At 61.5% G+C, this 15,789-nt stretch carries 12 protein-coding genes; 5 read left to right on the plus strand and 7 right to left on the minus strand.

The features are described 5' to 3' along the window. Nucleotides 1-42: 42 nt before the first annotated feature. The 6 genes from AC1DWZ_RS08550 to AC1DWZ_RS08575 all read right to left on the minus strand — a co-directional run bounded on the left by AC1DWZ_RS08550 (nucleotide 43) and on the right by AC1DWZ_RS08575 (nucleotide 5,439). Nucleotides 43-858, minus strand: coding sequence for an isocitrate lyase/PEP mutase family protein (locus tag AC1DWZ_RS08550; protein ID WP_477168458.1), 816 nt, complete (start codon nucleotides 856-858; stop codon nucleotides 43-45). 30 nt (nucleotides 859-888) lie between these two features. Beyond that, entirely contained in the window at nucleotides 889-1,416 is a 528-nt protein-coding gene (gene ogt, locus AC1DWZ_RS08555) for a methylated-DNA--[protein]-cysteine S-methyltransferase (RefSeq protein WP_477168459.1), read from the minus strand. Beyond that, nucleotides 1,409-2,986: a DNA-3-methyladenine glycosylase 2 family protein gene (locus tag AC1DWZ_RS08560; RefSeq protein ID WP_477168460.1), complete on the minus strand. Its 1,578-nt coding sequence runs from the start codon at nucleotides 2,984-2,986 to the stop codon at nucleotides 1,409-1,411. The genes ogt and AC1DWZ_RS08560 overlap by 8 nt, the downstream gene beginning before the upstream one ends. A 117-nt stretch (nucleotides 2,987-3,103) precedes the next feature. Beyond that, a complete protein-coding gene (locus tag AC1DWZ_RS08565) occupies nucleotides 3,104-3,484 on the minus strand; it encodes a hypothetical protein (protein ID WP_477168461.1) in 381 nt (126 codons plus the stop codon). A gap of 96 nt (nucleotides 3,485-3,580) precedes the next feature. After that, nucleotides 3,581-4,501, minus strand: coding sequence for a DMT family transporter (locus AC1DWZ_RS08570; RefSeq protein WP_477168462.1), 921 nt, complete (start codon nucleotides 4,499-4,501; stop codon nucleotides 3,581-3,583). Between the two features lie 68 nt (nucleotides 4,502-4,569). After that, on the minus strand, nucleotides 4,570-5,439 hold the full coding sequence (locus tag AC1DWZ_RS08575; RefSeq protein ID WP_477168463.1) for a hypothetical protein: 870 nt from the start codon (nucleotides 5,437-5,439) through the stop codon (nucleotides 4,570-4,572). 206 nt (nucleotides 5,440-5,645) lie between these two features. On the opposite strand from AC1DWZ_RS08575, the gene AC1DWZ_RS08580 reads away from it, so the two are divergent. The 5 genes from AC1DWZ_RS08580 (at nucleotide 5,646) to AC1DWZ_RS08600 (ending at nucleotide 13,608) form a co-directional block, all read left to right on the plus strand. Next, complete coding sequence (locus tag AC1DWZ_RS08580) at nucleotides 5,646-6,755, plus strand: hypothetical protein (protein WP_477168464.1); 1,110 nt, start codon at nucleotides 5,646-5,648, stop codon at nucleotides 6,753-6,755. Between the two features lie 99 nt (nucleotides 6,756-6,854). Next, the gene (gene ettA / locus AC1DWZ_RS08585; protein ID WP_477168465.1) at nucleotides 6,855-8,531 is read left to right on the plus strand and encodes an energy-dependent translational throttle protein EttA; all 1,677 of its coding nucleotides are present in this window, start codon (nucleotides 6,855-6,857) and stop codon (nucleotides 8,529-8,531) included. A gap of 116 nt (nucleotides 8,532-8,647) precedes the next feature. Then, the gene (locus AC1DWZ_RS08590) at nucleotides 8,648-9,661 is read left to right on the plus strand and encodes an HlyD family secretion protein (protein WP_477168466.1); all 1,014 of its coding nucleotides are present in this window, start codon (nucleotides 8,648-8,650) and stop codon (nucleotides 9,659-9,661) included. 5 nt (nucleotides 9,662-9,666) lie between these two features. Beyond that, a complete protein-coding gene (gene rbbA / locus AC1DWZ_RS08595; RefSeq protein ID WP_477169487.1) occupies nucleotides 9,667-12,459 on the plus strand; it encodes a ribosome-associated ATPase/putative transporter RbbA in 2,793 nt (930 codons plus the stop codon). 3 nt (nucleotides 12,460-12,462) lie between these two features. Then, on the plus strand, nucleotides 12,463-13,608 hold the full coding sequence (locus tag AC1DWZ_RS08600; protein WP_477168467.1) for an ABC transporter permease: 1,146 nt from the start codon (nucleotides 12,463-12,465) through the stop codon (nucleotides 13,606-13,608). Nucleotides 13,609-13,622: 14 nt separating this feature from the next. Here the strand turns inward: AC1DWZ_RS08600 and uvrB are convergent, their stop codons facing one another. Then, a complete protein-coding gene (uvrB, locus tag AC1DWZ_RS08605; RefSeq protein ID WP_477169488.1) occupies nucleotides 13,623-15,746 on the minus strand; it encodes an excinuclease ABC subunit UvrB in 2,124 nt (707 codons plus the stop codon). Nucleotides 15,747-15,789: the final 43 nt, after the last annotated feature.

Below are 15,789 nucleotides of genomic sequence, written 5' to 3' on the forward strand. Positions count from 1 at the left end.
CGGGCCCTGCCGCAMGGCCGGGCCCTCTTCTTATCTGGCGTTCTATGCGATCTTGGTGAGGGTGTTGATGGCGCCGTAATCCATGGCGCCCTCGGACAGGGGATCGGATGCGCCGTCCTGCAGGAAGGCCTTGGCCAGTTCGGCCGCACGACCCCACACTGCCTCGGCAATGCCCGACCCGGCCGACAGGCGCCGGACACCCAATTTGGCAAGCTCTGCGGCCGGCGGCAGTCCCGTCCAGGCAAGCACATTCATCGGCAGGTCGATGGCACTGGCGACCGATCTGATCTCGTCCGGGATCACGATGCCCGGCACGAAAATGCCGCTGGCACCGGCGTCGCGATAGATCTTCGCCCGCTTGAGCGTCTCTGTGACGCGCCCGCCCGCGGGCACGAGGCCGCGCAGATAGACATCGGTACGGGCATTGATGAAAAGGTCGATTCCCAGGCGCTGACCGGCCGCCCGCGCCGCGGCGATCTTGCCGGCGAGCAGCTCCGGTGGGCTGGAGCCGTCCTCGATATTGATGCCGATGGCGCCGACATTGATGATTCGTGCGACCGCCTCGCCGACCGCAGCAGCGTCGCGCCCGAAGCCGCTCTCCATGTCGACGGACAGTGGCACCTGGATCGCCCGGGCTATCAGCGCCACGCTGTCGGCGAGCTGTTCCAGCGGCAGCACATCGCCGTCGGGATAGCCAAGCGCCCAGGCAAAGCCGGCACTGGTCGTGGCGATTGCCTTGGCGCCCAGGCTTTCAAAGAGGCGTGCCGACCCAGCATCCCAGGCGTTGGCGAGTTTCAAGATCTCTGGGCTGCGATGCAGTTGGTGAAAGATCGCAGCAGCGTCTGGACGCGGCGCCATGATGAGCTCCTGTTGATGTGTGGCGGGATTTCAGCCGATCGCGCCTTCGTGTTCAAGCAGCCATTGCTTGCGATGGAGGCCACCGCCATAGCCAGTCAGGGAGCCGTCGGCGCCGATAACGCGGTGGCAGGGCACCACGATGCTGACCGGGTTGGCGCCATTGGCGGTGCCGGCGGCACGGATCGCCTGCGGCTTGCCGATGCGCCTGGCCAGTTCGGCATAGGAAATGGTTTTGCCGCAGGGGATGCGGCGCAGTTCACGCCAGATCTTCTGCTGGAAATCGGTGCCGCCGGTTTCGACCTTGATCTGGTCGAGGATGCCAAGATCGCCCTTGAAATAGGCGCGCATCGTGGTGGAGAGCCCGCCTGGGTTGCGTTTATCCTGCAAGACGTAGCCGGCCTTGCCGCAATAGCGGCCGAGCTGCTGCAGCATGCGCTTTTCATGGTCCTGCCAGTCGATGGCACGGAGATATCCCTTGGCATCGGCAATAAGGACCAGTTCGCCGATCGGCGTCGCAATACGATCGATCTGGAGGATGGCAGGTTCGGCTTTACGCATTCTTCTGCTCCAGCAAGGCTTCATCGGCAGCCCAGAGATGTTGTGCTGCATAAGCGCGCCAGGGTCGCCACATGTCGGCCATCTGCAACAGTTCCTTGGGTGTTGGCCGGGTACGACCAGGCAGCGTCGCACCCCGCAGGATGCCGATATCGCTTGCAGGAAAGGCATCGGTTTCCCGCACCACGCGGAGGGCGATATAATGCGCGGTCCAATCGCCGATCCCCTTGATCGCACATAGCTTGGCGATGGTCTCCTCAATGCTGCCGCCGGCGCGGAACAGGTCGGCATCCTGCAACGCCGCAAGCGCCATGTTGGCCAAGGCCCGGCGCCTGGCGCCCGGCATGCCGAGTGTGCTGAGGTCGGCGGCAGCCACCTGTGCCGGTGTCGGGAAGGTCATGGTCAAAGCCGGATCGCCGCGAGATGCAGCGGGCAGGGGAGTACCGCACAGCTGGACCAGCTTGCCGGCCAGCTGTCGACCCGCCGTGACCGTCACCTGCTGGCCCAGGATCGCGCGCATGGCAAGCTCGAATCCATCCCAGCCGCCCGGGGCACGCAAGCCGGGGCGCGCGGCGACGAGGGGTGCCAAGCACGCGTCCTGCGAAAGATGCGCGCCGATCGTGGCGACATCGGCGCCAAGATCGAACACACGCCGGATACGCGCGATGATCGCCGGCAAGGCGCGGACGCAGGGGAAGCGGATCGTCACCGCCAGGCTGTTCTGCGCCGGTTCGTGGCGGATCTCGATGCTGCCGAATTTTTCGTCCAGCGCAACGCTCCGCGCATAGCAATCATCCGCCACATATTCGATGCCTGGAATGGCCCGTGCCTTGAGATAAGACAGCATGAACGGCCAGTCATAGGGCGGCCGGTAACGCAGCCGCACGACGACACCGCTCACCGCGACCGATCCCTGTGCCAATGCCGTCACCGCTTTGCGGCGCAATGCCGAGGGCGGCCGTTGATAGAGCTGCTGGAAGGTCTCATTGAAGCGGCGCACGCTGCCGAAGCCGGCGGCCAATGCAATCTCCGCCATCGGCAACCTGGTATCGTGGATCAGCTGCTTGGCGAACAGCACGCGACGCGTTTGGGCGACGGCGATGGGCGAGGCGCCGAGATGTTCCTTGAACAACCGCCGCAATTGCCGCTCGCCGAGCCCGAGGCGCGCAGCCAGATGATCGACCAAACTGTCATCGCCATCCAACGCGCCCTCGGCGATCAGGGCGAGGCCCCGCGTCACAGTATTCGACGTGCCGTGCCAGGCGCCGAGATCCGGCGCCGTTTCGGGCCGGCAGCGCAGGCAGGGGCGGAAGCCTGCTTCCTGTGCCGCTGCCGCGGATGGAAAGAAGCGGCAATTCTTGAACTTGGCGCTGGGCGCCGGGCAGATGGGCCGGCAATAGATCCCGGTCGAGGTCACGCCGACGAAGATCCTTCCATCGAACCGCGCGTCGCGCGAAGCGAGCGCACGGTAGCAGGCTTCCGGGTCCAGGGGCATCGCCTCCGGCCCGGATGTCTTTGGCCTGGATATGTCGGTCCGGCCGCTTGTGCCGATGTCGCGTGTCAGATGGTCCATGTCCCGATCATGCCACTGCCCCGCGCACGACGCTCGCGGTTTTCGGACATGGTCAATTGGACGGGGTCAATTGGATGGGGGCAACTGGACGGCGTCGACCGATGTCGCCGCTGTTTATCAGTCGATGATTTTGTAGGGCACCACAATGTGTGAATCGCGGGCAAACAGCACACAGGTCAAATGGTCTTTCTTGCACATCCGATTGGTTTCATTGATCGCACCGCCGCCTTTGGGCGCGCAACGATCATATTTCGGCGGGCAATACATGTACCGGGCACCTCGGCCGACATCGCCATCCATGGCCACCAGGAAGACGCCGGGCATGGTGCCACCGAGTGTCCCGAGATATGCCTGATAATATGACCAGACTTCTTTCGTGATCTTAAGTGTCTTGCCAGCCGGATATTGCAGGTCGCCGGGACCACCTGCGCAGGCCGCAAGTAGAGATACCGCAGCAGCCAGCGCCAGCAGCGGCTTCATCATACGCACAAACGCCATTCTATTCCCCAAAGGCACACGTTAAAAATTCCTATTGTCAAATTTAGACAATTAAAACGCGACCAGCAAGATGAATGTGCGCTTGCGACAAAGGCGTTACGAATGCTCGCCCGAAATTCCCGGCGGCAATTTGCGCACGCGTTCGCGATAGGAAATGTAGATGGCACAGGCGATGAGGATGCCGACACCGACGAAGGTCCAGCGGTCGGGAAAATCGCCGAAGAAATACCAGCCGGCAACGACGGCCATGATCATCTCGGCATAGGCTAAGGGCGCCAGCAGCGATGCCTCGGCATGGTCATAGGCTTTGACGATGAGGGAATGCCCGATCGTCGCGATGAGGCCGAGGAGCGGAAACAGCAGCCATTGCTCCAGGGTCGGCGGCTGCCAGAAGAACAGGACCGCGACTGTCGTGATCAGCGAGCCTACGACATTGGTGTGAAAGGTCGTCACCATGGCATTGGCCCGGCCGGAAATCTTGCGCGTGAGCAGCATGTAGATGGCAAGCGACGTGCCGGCGGTGAGTGCCATCAACATGCCCGGGTTGAACTCCTGGAAGCCGGGCCTGATGATGATCAGCGTGCCGATGAAGCCGACCACGACGGCACTCCAGCGCCGGATACCGACCTTCTCGCCCAGCATCACCGGAGAGAGCATGGTGACGATGAGCGGCTGCACGAAAAAGATCGCCAGCGTATCGGCGATGGGCAGGAATTTGAGACCCCAGAAAAAGAAGAAAGTGGCACTGCACAGGAAAATCCCGCGCATCGTATGCATCCAGAAGGGGTCCGGTACCAGGCCCTTGACGCCAACGACCTTCCAGGCGACCGGCAGCGTGATCAGCATGCCAAAGAACAAACGCGCCCAGACGATCTCCACCACCGGCACGCTCTGCTGGCCGAGCGTTTTGGCGACCACATCGAGAAACGGCAGAATTCCCATGGCGCCCAACATGAGAGCAATGCCGAGCAGGGGCTTTTGGGTGGGGCGTTCGTTAGGAATAGGCTGGGGGGACATGGGTGATCCGGGATGAAGGGCGCCCGGCAGCATAGCGGGGCCGAGCCGCCCATAACAGCCCCGATCTTCTAGATCGGATCAGGCGGCGATGGTTCGCCTGCCGAGAGATCGCGTGGCATATGCAGCACCATCAGAGCGCTGACCCAATATCCCAGCAGGATCGTGCAGACGATGCCGATGCTGCTGATCGCCACCAGTATCATGGTATCGAAAGCGGCATAGTCGATAAGGGCAAATTGCAGCCGGTAGAACAGGAACGACAGCATATCGAAGATCTTCGCCATCGCGAATGCCATGACCGCAATGTGACATAGAATGCGCAGAGAGAGACCGCGTCCAGCCGCCCAGCTCCGGCGCAAAGCACCGCGCCAACCCGTCAAGAGGATCATCGTTGGCCACAGCGCCAGACGCAGAAAGAGCCAGGTTAGCGGTATGGCAAGGATCCCTGCGATGCTGAACAGCTCTCGAGAGATGTCGCCCAGCGAGGTAAATCCATACCGATCATTGCCGAGCATCGTCTCCTCGATGATGCCGCAATAGACGGTGGCGGCGACAGGCACATAAAGAGTCGGCACGACAAGATTTGCGGCAAAGAACGGCAAGCTCCGCTTTAGAAGGGCGACCCGCCCCAGGTGAAGCGCCGCCCCTTCGTAAAGTGCGATGCTCCAAAATGCCAAGGCGGCCGAAAACAGGAAGGCGCTTGCGACCCAAACGGCGAGGCCGCTCCATCCATGGTCCTTGAAGACAGTGTACGGCAGTCTCATGCCGATCACGGCATAGTCGATCGGATAGCCGAAGACGGCGCAGTCGTCGAACCAGAAAACACACGCCAGCAAGGCGACCGATGTCGCTGCCGCGAGAGGTGCCGCCACGCGATAACGACGCATGGGTAGGGTCATCGTTGCAAACAGGCTATCCAGCATTCCAAGTCGCTGCACGCAGGTCTCCAGAAAAAATGATGAACTCGCATAAATAATTTAATTGATGGTTCGTAGTCGGAATGGTAGCGTTTGTTCCTCTTTAGTTCCATTCTTGGAGGATGCAAGCTGTGTTTGCAAGGTGCTTGAGGCTCTTGGCATTCGTTGTTCTATGCGCTGTTGCTGGATCCGGCAGTGCCGCTGCTCAGAATACCAATGCTCCGGCCATGGAATGGACCATCCGGGTCTTGAATGCCGAGGAGATCGACCTTGCCGGCATGATCGGAAAGGGAATCGCTGCCGATTTCGCCCATGCCCTCGAAGCAAATCCCGGTCTGCGCATGGTGCATGTCAATGTCGGGCGTGGTGGGCTGCTCAAGGAGGCCTGGAAGATTGCCGACCTTATTCATCAAGCCGGGCTCGATACCTATGTGCCGCGAAACTGCGGCGCAGCCTGTACGATCGTGGTGTCTGGCGGGATCAACCGCTATCTGCGCGATGGTGCGAAGCTGGGGTACACGAATTATGAGATTCCTCAAACGGGTCTGCTCGACGTCCAGCATTGGCAGATGCTTTACAAAGTCCAGCTGCTCGACGATTTCGCAGCCAAGGCGGTTGCCATGGCGCCCGGTAAACTATGGGTCCCCAGCAACGATGAGCTAATGGCCAGTGGTGCCGTCACGGAGATCGTCAATGGCGAAAAATTTGCCGCCAGCGGCGTTGCCATTGATGCGGCGGGCATTGAACAAGATCTGCTTGAACTGCGTGTCTTTCAGGTCATCAAGCTGCGTGAGCCTGAGCAATTCTCCGCATTGATCGATAAGCTGCAGCACGCCGCGGCGCAAGGCATGCCAGTCGAGCAAATCAGGTTGACGGGTATCAACTGGCTCGGCGGCCTTCGGGCAAAATATGTCCCCTATGCGGATGATCGGGCCGTCAACGCGTTAATCCAGCATATGCTCGCCGCGGCCGAAAGTGTCGCGGCCCAGGATCAGGCAGCTTGCTACGCTTTTCTGAGCGGAGGTGCCGTCCCGGGCGCCGAGCGCGCCGTCGCACTCATTCCCGCAGATTTGCGTCGCCATGAACCGGACCTGCTGGCCGATATCTTCGAAAGTGCCGATCCGGCGCGCCCCTTGCCGGAAAAGGCACGCACAGATGCACTCTTTGAAGAGATCGTCAAAAAGATGGGACCCGATGGTGCGCTGCTCGAGCAGACGGCGGACCCGAATCTTGCCCCGGAAACCGGCTGCCGGGTGTCGTTGAGTCTTTATCGCAGCACGTTGACCCTGCCGCCCGACGACAGCGCGGCCGTATTCAAGTCCTGGTACTTGCCCTGAGGCCGCACAAGCACCCCTTCCGCCACCCGCCTCAATCGTCTAAGAAGGCGCCAAAGCCCCTTGTGGGCAGTTGGAACAAAGTGGGTCGGAGCTTAAAAAATGGCGGCGTATCAATATATTTACGTGATGAAGGGCCTTTCCAAGGTCTATCCGGGCGGCAAGAAGGTCCTGGACAATGTGTGGCTGTCCTTCCTGCCCGGCGCCAAGATCGGTGTGCTTGGCCATAACGGGTCGGGTAAATCGACCCTACTGAAGATGATGGCCGGCATCGACAAGGAATTTAACGGCGAGGCATGGGCCGCGGACGGTGTCACGGTCGGCTACCTGGCGCAGGAGCCGGAGCTCGACCCCAAGAAGGACGTGCTCGGCAACGTCATGGAAGGCGTTGGTGCCACCGCAAAACTGCTCGAGGATTTCGAAGCGGTCTCCAATGCCATGGCCGATCCGGACGCGGATTTCGACACGCTGCTCGCCAAGCAGGCCGAGTTGCAGGAAAAGATCGATGCCGCCGATGCCTGGGATATCCAGCGCACGGTCGAGATCGCCATGGATGCCCTCCGTTGCCCGCCGGGCGATTCCGACGTGACCAAGCTTTCGGGTGGTGAGCGCCGCCGCGTGGCGCTCTGCCGTCTGCTGCTCTCCAACCCGGACATGCTGCTCCTCGACGAACCGACCAACCATTTGGACGCCGAGTCCGTGGCCTGGCTGGAGCATTTCCTGGAAAGCTATAAGGGCATGGTCGTGGCCGTGACCCACGACCGCTACTTTCTCGACAATGTGGCTGGTTGGATCCTGGAACTCGACCGCGGCCAGACCATCCCCTTCGAAGGCAATTACTCCGGCTGGCTGGAGCAGAAATCGAAGCGTCTGGAGCAGGAATCGAAATCTGAGAGCTCGCGCCAGCGCACGCTCGACCGGGAATTGGAATGGATCCGCCAGGGACCGAAGGCGCGCCAGGCGAAATCGAAGGCCCGCGTCACGGCCTATGAAGCCTTGCTCGCCCAGCAGAACGAAAAGTCGCAGGATACGGCGCAGATTTATATCCCGGCCGGACCCCGCCTTGGCGATCTCGTCATCCAGGCTGAACATCTCAACAAGGGCTTCGGCGAGAAGCTGCTCATTGAGGATCTTTCCTTCCGCCTGCCGCCGGGCGGCATCGTCGGTGTCATCGGCCCGAACGGCGCCGGCAAGACCACCTTGTTCCGCATGATCACCGGCATCGAGAAGGCCGATGGCGGCTCGTTCAAAGTGGGTGAGACGGTGAAGCTGGGTTACATCGACCAGTCGCGCGACAGCCTCAACGACGGCAAGACGGTGTGGGAGGAAATCTCCAACGGACATGATGAAATCGAGCTCGGCAAGCGCAAGATGCCGAGCCGCACCTATGTCGCCGGATTCAATTTCAAGGGCACCGACCAGCAGAAGAAGGTTGGCCAACTCTCCGGCGGCGAACGCAACCGTGTGCATCTCGCCAAGATGCTCAAAGGCGGCGCCAACGTCCTGCTGCTCGATGAACCGACCAACGATCTTGACGTCGATACGTTGCGGGCACTTGAAGAAGCGCTGCTGGAATTTGCCGGCTGCGTGGTCGTGGTCAGCCACGATCGCTGGTTCCTCGACCGTATCGCGACACATATCCTCGCCTTCGAAGGCGACAGCCATGTCGAATGGTTCGAAGGGAATTACCAGGATTACGAGGCCGATCGCCACAAGCGCCTCGGCACCGATGCCGATCAGCCACACCGCATCAAATACAAGCCGCTGATCCGGGCCTGATTGCCGGCAAAGGCCGGTATTTGATCTGGATCAATATGCTGACCGCCCGTCCTGGGCATGAGAAGATAAGGTTTCAATCCCAACCTTGCTTCCTTGTTCGAGACAGGCGGTTTTCCATGCGCTTCACCTATGTCATCGCCGGTCTGATCCTGCTGGGGGGCGGTGTGGCCGGTTACATGTTCTGGCAGCAACACCAGAGCGAGATCGCCCTGAGCGGCCTTGCCGTCGCCAATGGGCGGATCGAAGTCGAGCGCGTGTCCGTCGCCACCAAATATGCCGGCCGTGTTGCCGAGATCCTGGCCGATGAAGGCGATTTCGTGACCAAGGGGGCGGTGATCGCCCGCATGGACACCGCCGAACTATTGGCGGAACTGGCTGAGGCGAAAGCGGGGCAGCGCCAGGCCGAGGAGGGCATCGGCCAGGCCCAGGCTGAGATCGGCATTCGTGAAGCGGACCTCAAGCTTGCCGAAATCGAGCTCACGCGTGCCAATACCCTGCAGACCAAGAATGCGGGCTCGGTGGCCGAGGTCGAGCGACGCCACGCCCAGCGCGATGTCGCTGCGGCGTCGCTCAAAGGCGCCATCGCGGGCGTGGAAGACGCCAAGGCAGCAACGCTGGCGGCAGCGGCACGCGTGCAGCGGCTGGAGGCCATCTTGGCCGATATGGAATTGAAGGCACCCACGGACGGCCGGGTCGAGTACCGGCTGGTGAAAGCGGGCGAGGTGCTGGCGGCCGGCGGCCAGGTGGCAACGCTGCTCGATCTTGCTGATGTGCATATGGTGGTGTTCTTCCCAACCGCGGTTGCCGGGCGCGTGGGCATCGGCTCCGAGGCGCGCATCGTGCTCGACGCGGCACCCGAATTCGTCATCCCGGCCACGGTCAGCTTCGTGGCGGCCGAGGCCCAGTTCACGCCCAAATTCGTCGAGACCAAGACCGAGCGTGACAAGCTCACTTACCGCATCAAGGTGGCCATCGCCCATGACCTGCTGGTGAGGTATCGCGACTATGTCAAAGCAGGCCTTACCGGCAACGCCTATCTCAAGGTCGAAACAGCTGTGAGCTGGCCCGATTTCCTCACGCCCAGGCTGCCGCCGGAATCGAGCACGGCAACCACCAGTACCAACCTGTGACGGCGATGCCGGGCCAGTCGACACGATTGGAGGCAGGTCTAGCGGTCGCGGTCGAACTGGCGGGGGTTTATCACCGTCCCAATAAGCATTTCGCGCTCAGCGAGATCGGCCTCACGGTACCGTCAGGCAGTTCGGTGGCGATCATCGGCCCCGATGGCGTCGGCAAATCGACCTTGCTGTCGCTTATGGCGGGCACGCGCAAGATCCAGCAGGGAACGGTCACCGTGCTGGGTGGTGACATGCAGGTGGCCAAGCATCGCAACGCCATTGCCGAGCGTATCGCCTATATGCCGCAGGGCCTGGGTAAGAATCTCTATCCCACCCTCTCCGTGCGTGAAAATATCGACTTCTTCGCTGGCCTGTTCGGCTTAAACGCGACGCAAACGGCGCAGCGCCGAGCGCGCCTGCTGCAGGCGACGGGACTTGCCCCATTTTCCGATCGCCCGGCCGGCAAATTGTCCGGCGGCATGAAGCAAAAATTGGGTCTTTGCTGTGCTCTTGTACATGATCCGGATCTCCTCATCCTCGACGAACCGACGACGGGCGTCGATCCTCTTTCGCGGCGGCAGTTCTGGCAGCTGATCGACGAGATCCGCGCCGATCGGCCGATGCTCACGCTCATCACCGCCACCGCCTATATGGAAGAGGCGATGCGCTTCGATCAACTGATCGCCCTTGACGGCGGACGCCTGCTGGCGGCGGGGCCCACCGGGTCCATTCTTGCCGAGACAGCGACGCAGACCTTGGAACAGGCTTTCGTCGTGCTGCGTCACCGCGCCGGCATCGCGACCACGGAATTGCCTGCGGGCGACATGCAGCTTCCACCACGCCAGCAGCATGACGGCCCGCCGGCCATTGAGGCACAGGATCTCACCTGCCGCTTCGGCGATTTCGTGGCGGTGGACCGGGTGAGCTTCCGCATCGAAGCCGGCGAGATCTTCGGTTTTCTTGGTTCCAACGGCTGCGGCAAGACGACGACCATGAAGATGCTGACCGGCTTGCTGCCGGCCAGCAGCGGTGACGCCAAATTGCTGGGCCGGCCGGTGGCAGCCCAGGACCGGACGACACGGCTCGATATCGGATACATGTCGCAGAGCTTTTCCCTTTACGAGGAACTGTCCGTCAGAGCCAATCTGACGCTGCATGCACGCCTCTATCAGGTGCCGGCGGCGTACATTCCCGCGCGGTTGCGCGATGCCATGACGCGCTTTGATCTTGTCGCCATTGCCGACCGCATGCCGGGCGATCTGTCGCTGGGCCAGCGCCAGCGGCTGCAACTTGCCGCGGCCTGCCTGCACAAGCCCAAGGTGTTGATCCTCGACGAGCCGACCTCTGGCGTCGATCCGGAAGCGCGCGATGCTTTCTGGCACCAGATTGGCAAGTTGTCGCGGGACGAGGGCGTTACCATCTTTATTTCGACTCACTTCATGAACGAAGCGGCGCGCTGCGATCGCATCTCCTTCATGCATCGCGGTCGCACCCTGGCGGTAGGTGTTCCAGCCGAGCTCGCGGCGGCCCATGGCGACGGGGACCTCGAAGAAGCTTTTGTCAGGCTGATTGAGGCGGCGGAGCGACCTGCGCCAGCCGGTATGATGGTGCCTGAGATGCCGTCCGAGCAGGCATCGCCCGAGCAACTGTCGCCAGAACGATTGTCGCCTGGGTCGCCGCGGGCAGCCTCGTTGTCCCGCATCGGCGTCTTTGCGCGGCGCGAGGCACTGGAGCTGCGGCGCGATCCGATTCGCCTCGCCTTTGCCCTGCTGGCACCGCTCTTTCTGATGGTGAGCTTCGGCTTCGGCCTGTCCTTCGATGTCGAAAATCTACGCTATGCGGTCCTCGACCGGGACCGGTCCCTGGAAAGCCGAACAATCATGGAAGGGTTCGGCGGCTCGCCCTATTTCAGGGAGCAGGCGCCAATCGATGATTTCAATGCGCTCGATCAGCGCTTGCGCGCGGGCGATATCCAAGTGGCGATCGAGATCCCGCCAGATTTCGGCCGCGATCTACTGCAAGGTCGCAGCCCGCAGGTTGGCGTCTTCATCGACGGTAGTTTTCCGTTCCGGGCCGAGACGGCGCGCGGCTATGTCCAAGGCATCGCGCTGAAGCAGGCGTTGGAGCAAGCGCGCCAGACCATTGGCAAATTTCCCGACCCGACCGCTTACGACCTGGCGCCTCGCTTCCGCTACAATCAGGATTTCAAAAGCGTCGTTGCCATCGTGCCCGGCATCATGATGCTGCTGCTGATTCTGATTCCGGCGATGCTGACTGCCCTTGGCGTTGTGCGGGAAAAGGAGCTGGGCACGATTGCCAACCTTTACGCTTCGCCAGCCGGCATCGGCGAATATCTCATTGGCAAGCAGCTGCCCTATATCGGCATCGGCTGCCTGGCCTTCCTGCTGATGACACTCACGGCCATCCCGGTCTTTGGCATCTATCCCAAGGGCAGTCTGTTCGCCCTGCTGCTGGCTGTCCCGCTCTATCAGGCGGCGGTTACGAGCTTTGGCCTGCTGATTTCCGCCTTCTGCTCCAGCCAGGTAGCAGCTATTTTTGCGGCGGCGATCCTCGCGATCATTCCGGCAGTGAACTTCTCCGGCTTGCTTTACCCCACAGCGACCCTGGAAGGTGTGGCCAAATGGATCGGGCTTGGCTTTCCGGCATCCTGGTATCAGACCGTCAGTCTGGGTGTGTTTACCAAGGATCTGGAGTTTTCCGCATTCACCCAGGAATATCTGGCCTTGGCAGGCTTTGCGGTCCTGTTCCTGGTTCTCGCGCGCCTCTGCGTCTCAAAGCAGGAGGCGTAGGCGATGCAGCGATCCTCCGGCCTCGGCCTCTGGCTCAAAAACGTCTACCGCCTCGGCCTTAAGGAACTGGCGGCACTTGCCCGTGATCCAGTGCTGCTGGGGTTGATGGTTTTCTCCTTCACCTTCTCGATCTACTCCGTGGCGCACGGCGTGCGGACCGAGGTGCGCAATGCTGCCGTCGCGGTGGTGGACGGCGACGGCTCGCAACTCTCGCGCCGCATCGTGCAGGCCCTGCAGCCGCCTTACTTTCTGAAGCCACAAGAGATTGACCGTAGCTCGGTCGAGCTTGGTCTCGATCGTGGTACGTTCACCTTCGCCCTCGATCTGCCGCCGGGGATGGAAGCCGATCTGGCTGCGGGCCGGCGGCCCACCATCGGCCTTGCGGTCGATGCCACCGCCATGACCCAGGCCGGCATCGGCACCAACTATATCAGCGAAATCATCGACCGCGAGGTCACAGCCTTTCTCGGGCAGCGAAGCGCCGTTGCGACGCCCTTGGTCGAGGTCGTGATCCGTGCCTACTTTAACCCCAATCTCGATTCCGCCTGGTTCATGTCGGTGATGCAGGTGGTCCAGAATGTCACCATTCTCTCCATCATCCTGGTAGGTGCCGCGGTGATCCGCGAGCGCGAGCGAGGTACCATCGAGCACCTTCTGGTGATGCCTATAACATCGAGCGAAATTGCCGCTGCCAAGATCTGGGCCAATGGCTTGGTCATCCTGGTCGCCGTCGCGCTCTCCTTGCATTTTGTCGTGAAAATGTTCCTTGGCGTTCCGGTGCTGGGATCGACGGCTGTGTTCTTGCTGGCAACCGCCATTTATCTGTTTGCCACCACGGCCCTTGGCGTGTTGCTGGCGACGGTCGCCAATTCCATGCCGCAGTTCGGCCTGATGGCTATTCCCTGCTTCGTGGTGATGAATCTGCTGTCCGGCGCCACGACACCGGTGGAATCCATGCCGCAGTTCTTTCAGGTCGCGATGAAGGCGCTGCCTTCCACACATTTCGTGGCGGTATCGCAGGCCGTGCTCTATCGCGGTGCCGGCCTCGATATCATCTGGCCGCAGCTCTTGATCATTGCTGCACAGGGGGCCGTCTTCCTGGCGCTGGCTCTGCGGCGCTTCAAGGCGATGCTGGCCAGGCAAAGCTGAGGCAGCAGGCTGGCCTATTTGCGCCGCTTTGCCTTGTCCTTGAACTTTGGGGATTCACCCGGCCTTCCGGCGGTCGAACGGGCGCGGGGGCGTTCCGGCAGAGGTTTGCCGGCGGCATCGAGCCCGCCTTTGATGCCGCTGGTGGTGATGGGAATTTCGAGATCGATGGCTTCCAGCCGCTTGATCTCGTCGCGGTAGCGCGCGGCTTCCTCGAATTCGAGATTGCCGGCGGCATTGCGCATCCTCTTTTCCAGCTCGGCCAGGGTTGCTTTGAGATTGTGGCCGAGCAGATGCTTGTCGCCGAGCACACCGGTATCGACAGTCACATGGTCGGATTCATAGACCGAACCCATGATGTCGCCGATATTCTTCTTGATCGATTCCGGCGTGATGCCGTTGGCGGCGTTATAGGCCTGCTGCTTCTCGCGCCGCCGATTGGTTTCAGCGAGCGCATATTCGAGGCTGTCGGTCATCTTGTCGGCGTAGAGCAGCACGCGGCCATCGATATTGCGTGCTGCGCGGCCGATGGTCTGCACGAGAGAGGTGCGCGAGCGCAGGAAACCTTCCTTGTCGGCATCGAGGATGCACACCAGGGCGCATTCCGGAATATCGAGCCCTTCGCGCAAGAGGTTGATGCCGACCAGCACGTCGAAGGCACCGAGCCGAAGATCGCGGATAATCTCGATGCGTTCCAGGGTCTCGACATCGGAATGGATGTAACGCACGCGCACACCGGCTTCGTGCAGATATTCGGTGAGATCCTCCGCCATGCGCTTGGTCAGTGTGGTGATGAGGACGCGTTGGCCCTTGCGGGCACATTCCTTGCACTCGGCCGTCACATCATCGACCTGGGTTTCGGTCGGACGGATGATGCAGACCGGGTCGATAAGACCGGTCGGGCGAATGACCTGCTCGATGAAGGCGCCGCCGGTCTGCTCCAACTCCCATTTGCCGGGTGTCGCCGAGACCTCGATGGTCTGTGGGCGCATCTGCTCCCATTCCTCGAACTTCAGCGGCCGGTTGTCGGTGCAGGAGGGCAGGCGGAAGCCATATTCGGAGAGCGTCGATTTCCGATGCCAATCGCCCTTGAACATGCCACCGATCTGCGGGATCGAGACATGGCTTTCATCGGCGATGAGGAGAGCATCGGCCGGCAGATATTCGAACAATGTCGGCGGCGGCTCACCGGGGTTGCGGCCGGTCAAATAGCGCGAATAGTTTTCGATGCCGGCACAGACCCCCGTGGCCTCGATCATTTCCATGTCGAAATTGACGCGCTGCTCCAGTCGCTGCGCCTCCAGCAATTTCCCGTCCGCCTCAAACTGCTTGAGGCGCACCTTCAACTCCTCGCGGATCAGCTTCACGGCCTGATGGAGCGTGGGCTTCGGCGTCACGTAATGGCTGTTGGCGTAGATCTTGATCTCGGCGAGGTCCGCGCTTTTCTGGCCTGTGAGCGGGTCGAACTCGACAATGGTCTCGATCTCGTCGCCGAACAAGGAGAGGCGCCAGGCCCGGTCTTCCAAATGGGCCGGGAAGAGTTCGAGGACATCGCCCTTGATGCGGAACGTGCCGCGGTAAAACGCTGTCTCGTTGCGCTTGTATTGAAGTTCGATGAGGCGCCGCACCAGCGCGTTGAAGTCGACGCTGTCGCCGGGCTTCAAGGTGATGGTCATGGTGGAATAGGTTTCCGGCGCACCGATACCGTAGATGCAGGAGACGGAGGCGACGATGATCACGTCCCGCCGCTCAAACAAAGCGCGCGTCGCCGAATGGCGCATCCGGTCGATCTGTTCGTTGAGCGAGCTTTCCTTTTCGATATAGGTATCGGTCCGGGGCACATAGGCTTCCGGCTGGTAGTAATCGTAGTAGCTGACGAAATACTCGACCGCGTTCTCGGGAAAGAAGCTTTTCATCTCTCCGTAAAGCTGCGCCGCCAATGTCTTGTTGGGTGCCAGCACCAAAGCCGGGCGCTGCACCGACTGGATCACATGGGCAATGGTGAAGGTCTTGCCCGACCCGGTGACGCCGAGCAGCACCTGGTCGCGCTCCTGCGCGTTGACGCCGGCGATCAGTTCGGCAATTGCCTGCGGCTGGTCGCCGGCCGGGACGTAATCGGAGACGAGCTTGAACGGCTTCATCGGCAGCTGCTCGGTGGCGCCGATCGGGCGTTCCTCAATGACG

The sequence above is a fragment of the Dongia sp. P2_B8 genome (genome assembly GCF_056404715.1).

Excerpts from the sequence above, each read along its gene's own strand:
- AC1DWZ_RS08590 (WP_477168466.1), top strand. The coding sequence starts at position 8,648 with ATGCGCTTCACCTATGTCATCGCCGGTCTGATCCTGCTGGGGGGCGGT.
- AC1DWZ_RS08550 (WP_477168458.1), bottom strand. The coding sequence starts at position 858 with ATGGCGCCGCGTCCAGACGCTGCTGCGATCTTTCACCAACTGCATCGC.
- AC1DWZ_RS08570 (WP_477168462.1), bottom strand. The coding sequence starts at position 4,501 with ATGTCCCCCCAGCCTATTCCTAACGAACGCCCCACCCAAAAGCCCCTG.
- AC1DWZ_RS08600 (WP_477168467.1), top strand. The coding sequence starts at position 12,463 with ATGCAGCGATCCTCCGGCCTCGGCCTCTGGCTCAAAAACGTCTACCGC.
- AC1DWZ_RS08560 (WP_477168460.1), bottom strand. The coding sequence starts at position 2,986 with ATGGACCATCTGACACGCGACATCGGCACAAGCGGCCGGACCGACATA.
- ettA (WP_477168465.1), top strand. The coding sequence starts at position 6,855 with ATGGCGGCGTATCAATATATTTACGTGATGAAGGGCCTTTCCAAGGTC.
- ogt (WP_477168459.1), bottom strand. The coding sequence starts at position 1,416 with ATGCGTAAAGCCGAACCTGCCATCCTCCAGATCGATCGTATTGCGACG.
- uvrB (WP_477169488.1), bottom strand. The coding sequence starts at position 15,746 with ATGAAGCCGTTCAAGCTCGTCTCCGATTACGTCCCGGCCGGCGACCAG.
- AC1DWZ_RS08580 (WP_477168464.1), top strand. The coding sequence starts at position 5,646 with ATGGAATGGACCATCCGGGTCTTGAATGCCGAGGAGATCGACCTTGCC.
- AC1DWZ_RS08565 (WP_477168461.1), bottom strand. The coding sequence starts at position 3,484 with ATGGCGTTTGTGCGTATGATGAAGCCGCTGCTGGCGCTGGCTGCTGCG.
- rbbA (WP_477169487.1), top strand. The coding sequence starts at position 9,667 with ATGCCGGGCCAGTCGACACGATTGGAGGCAGGTCTAGCGGTCGCGGTC.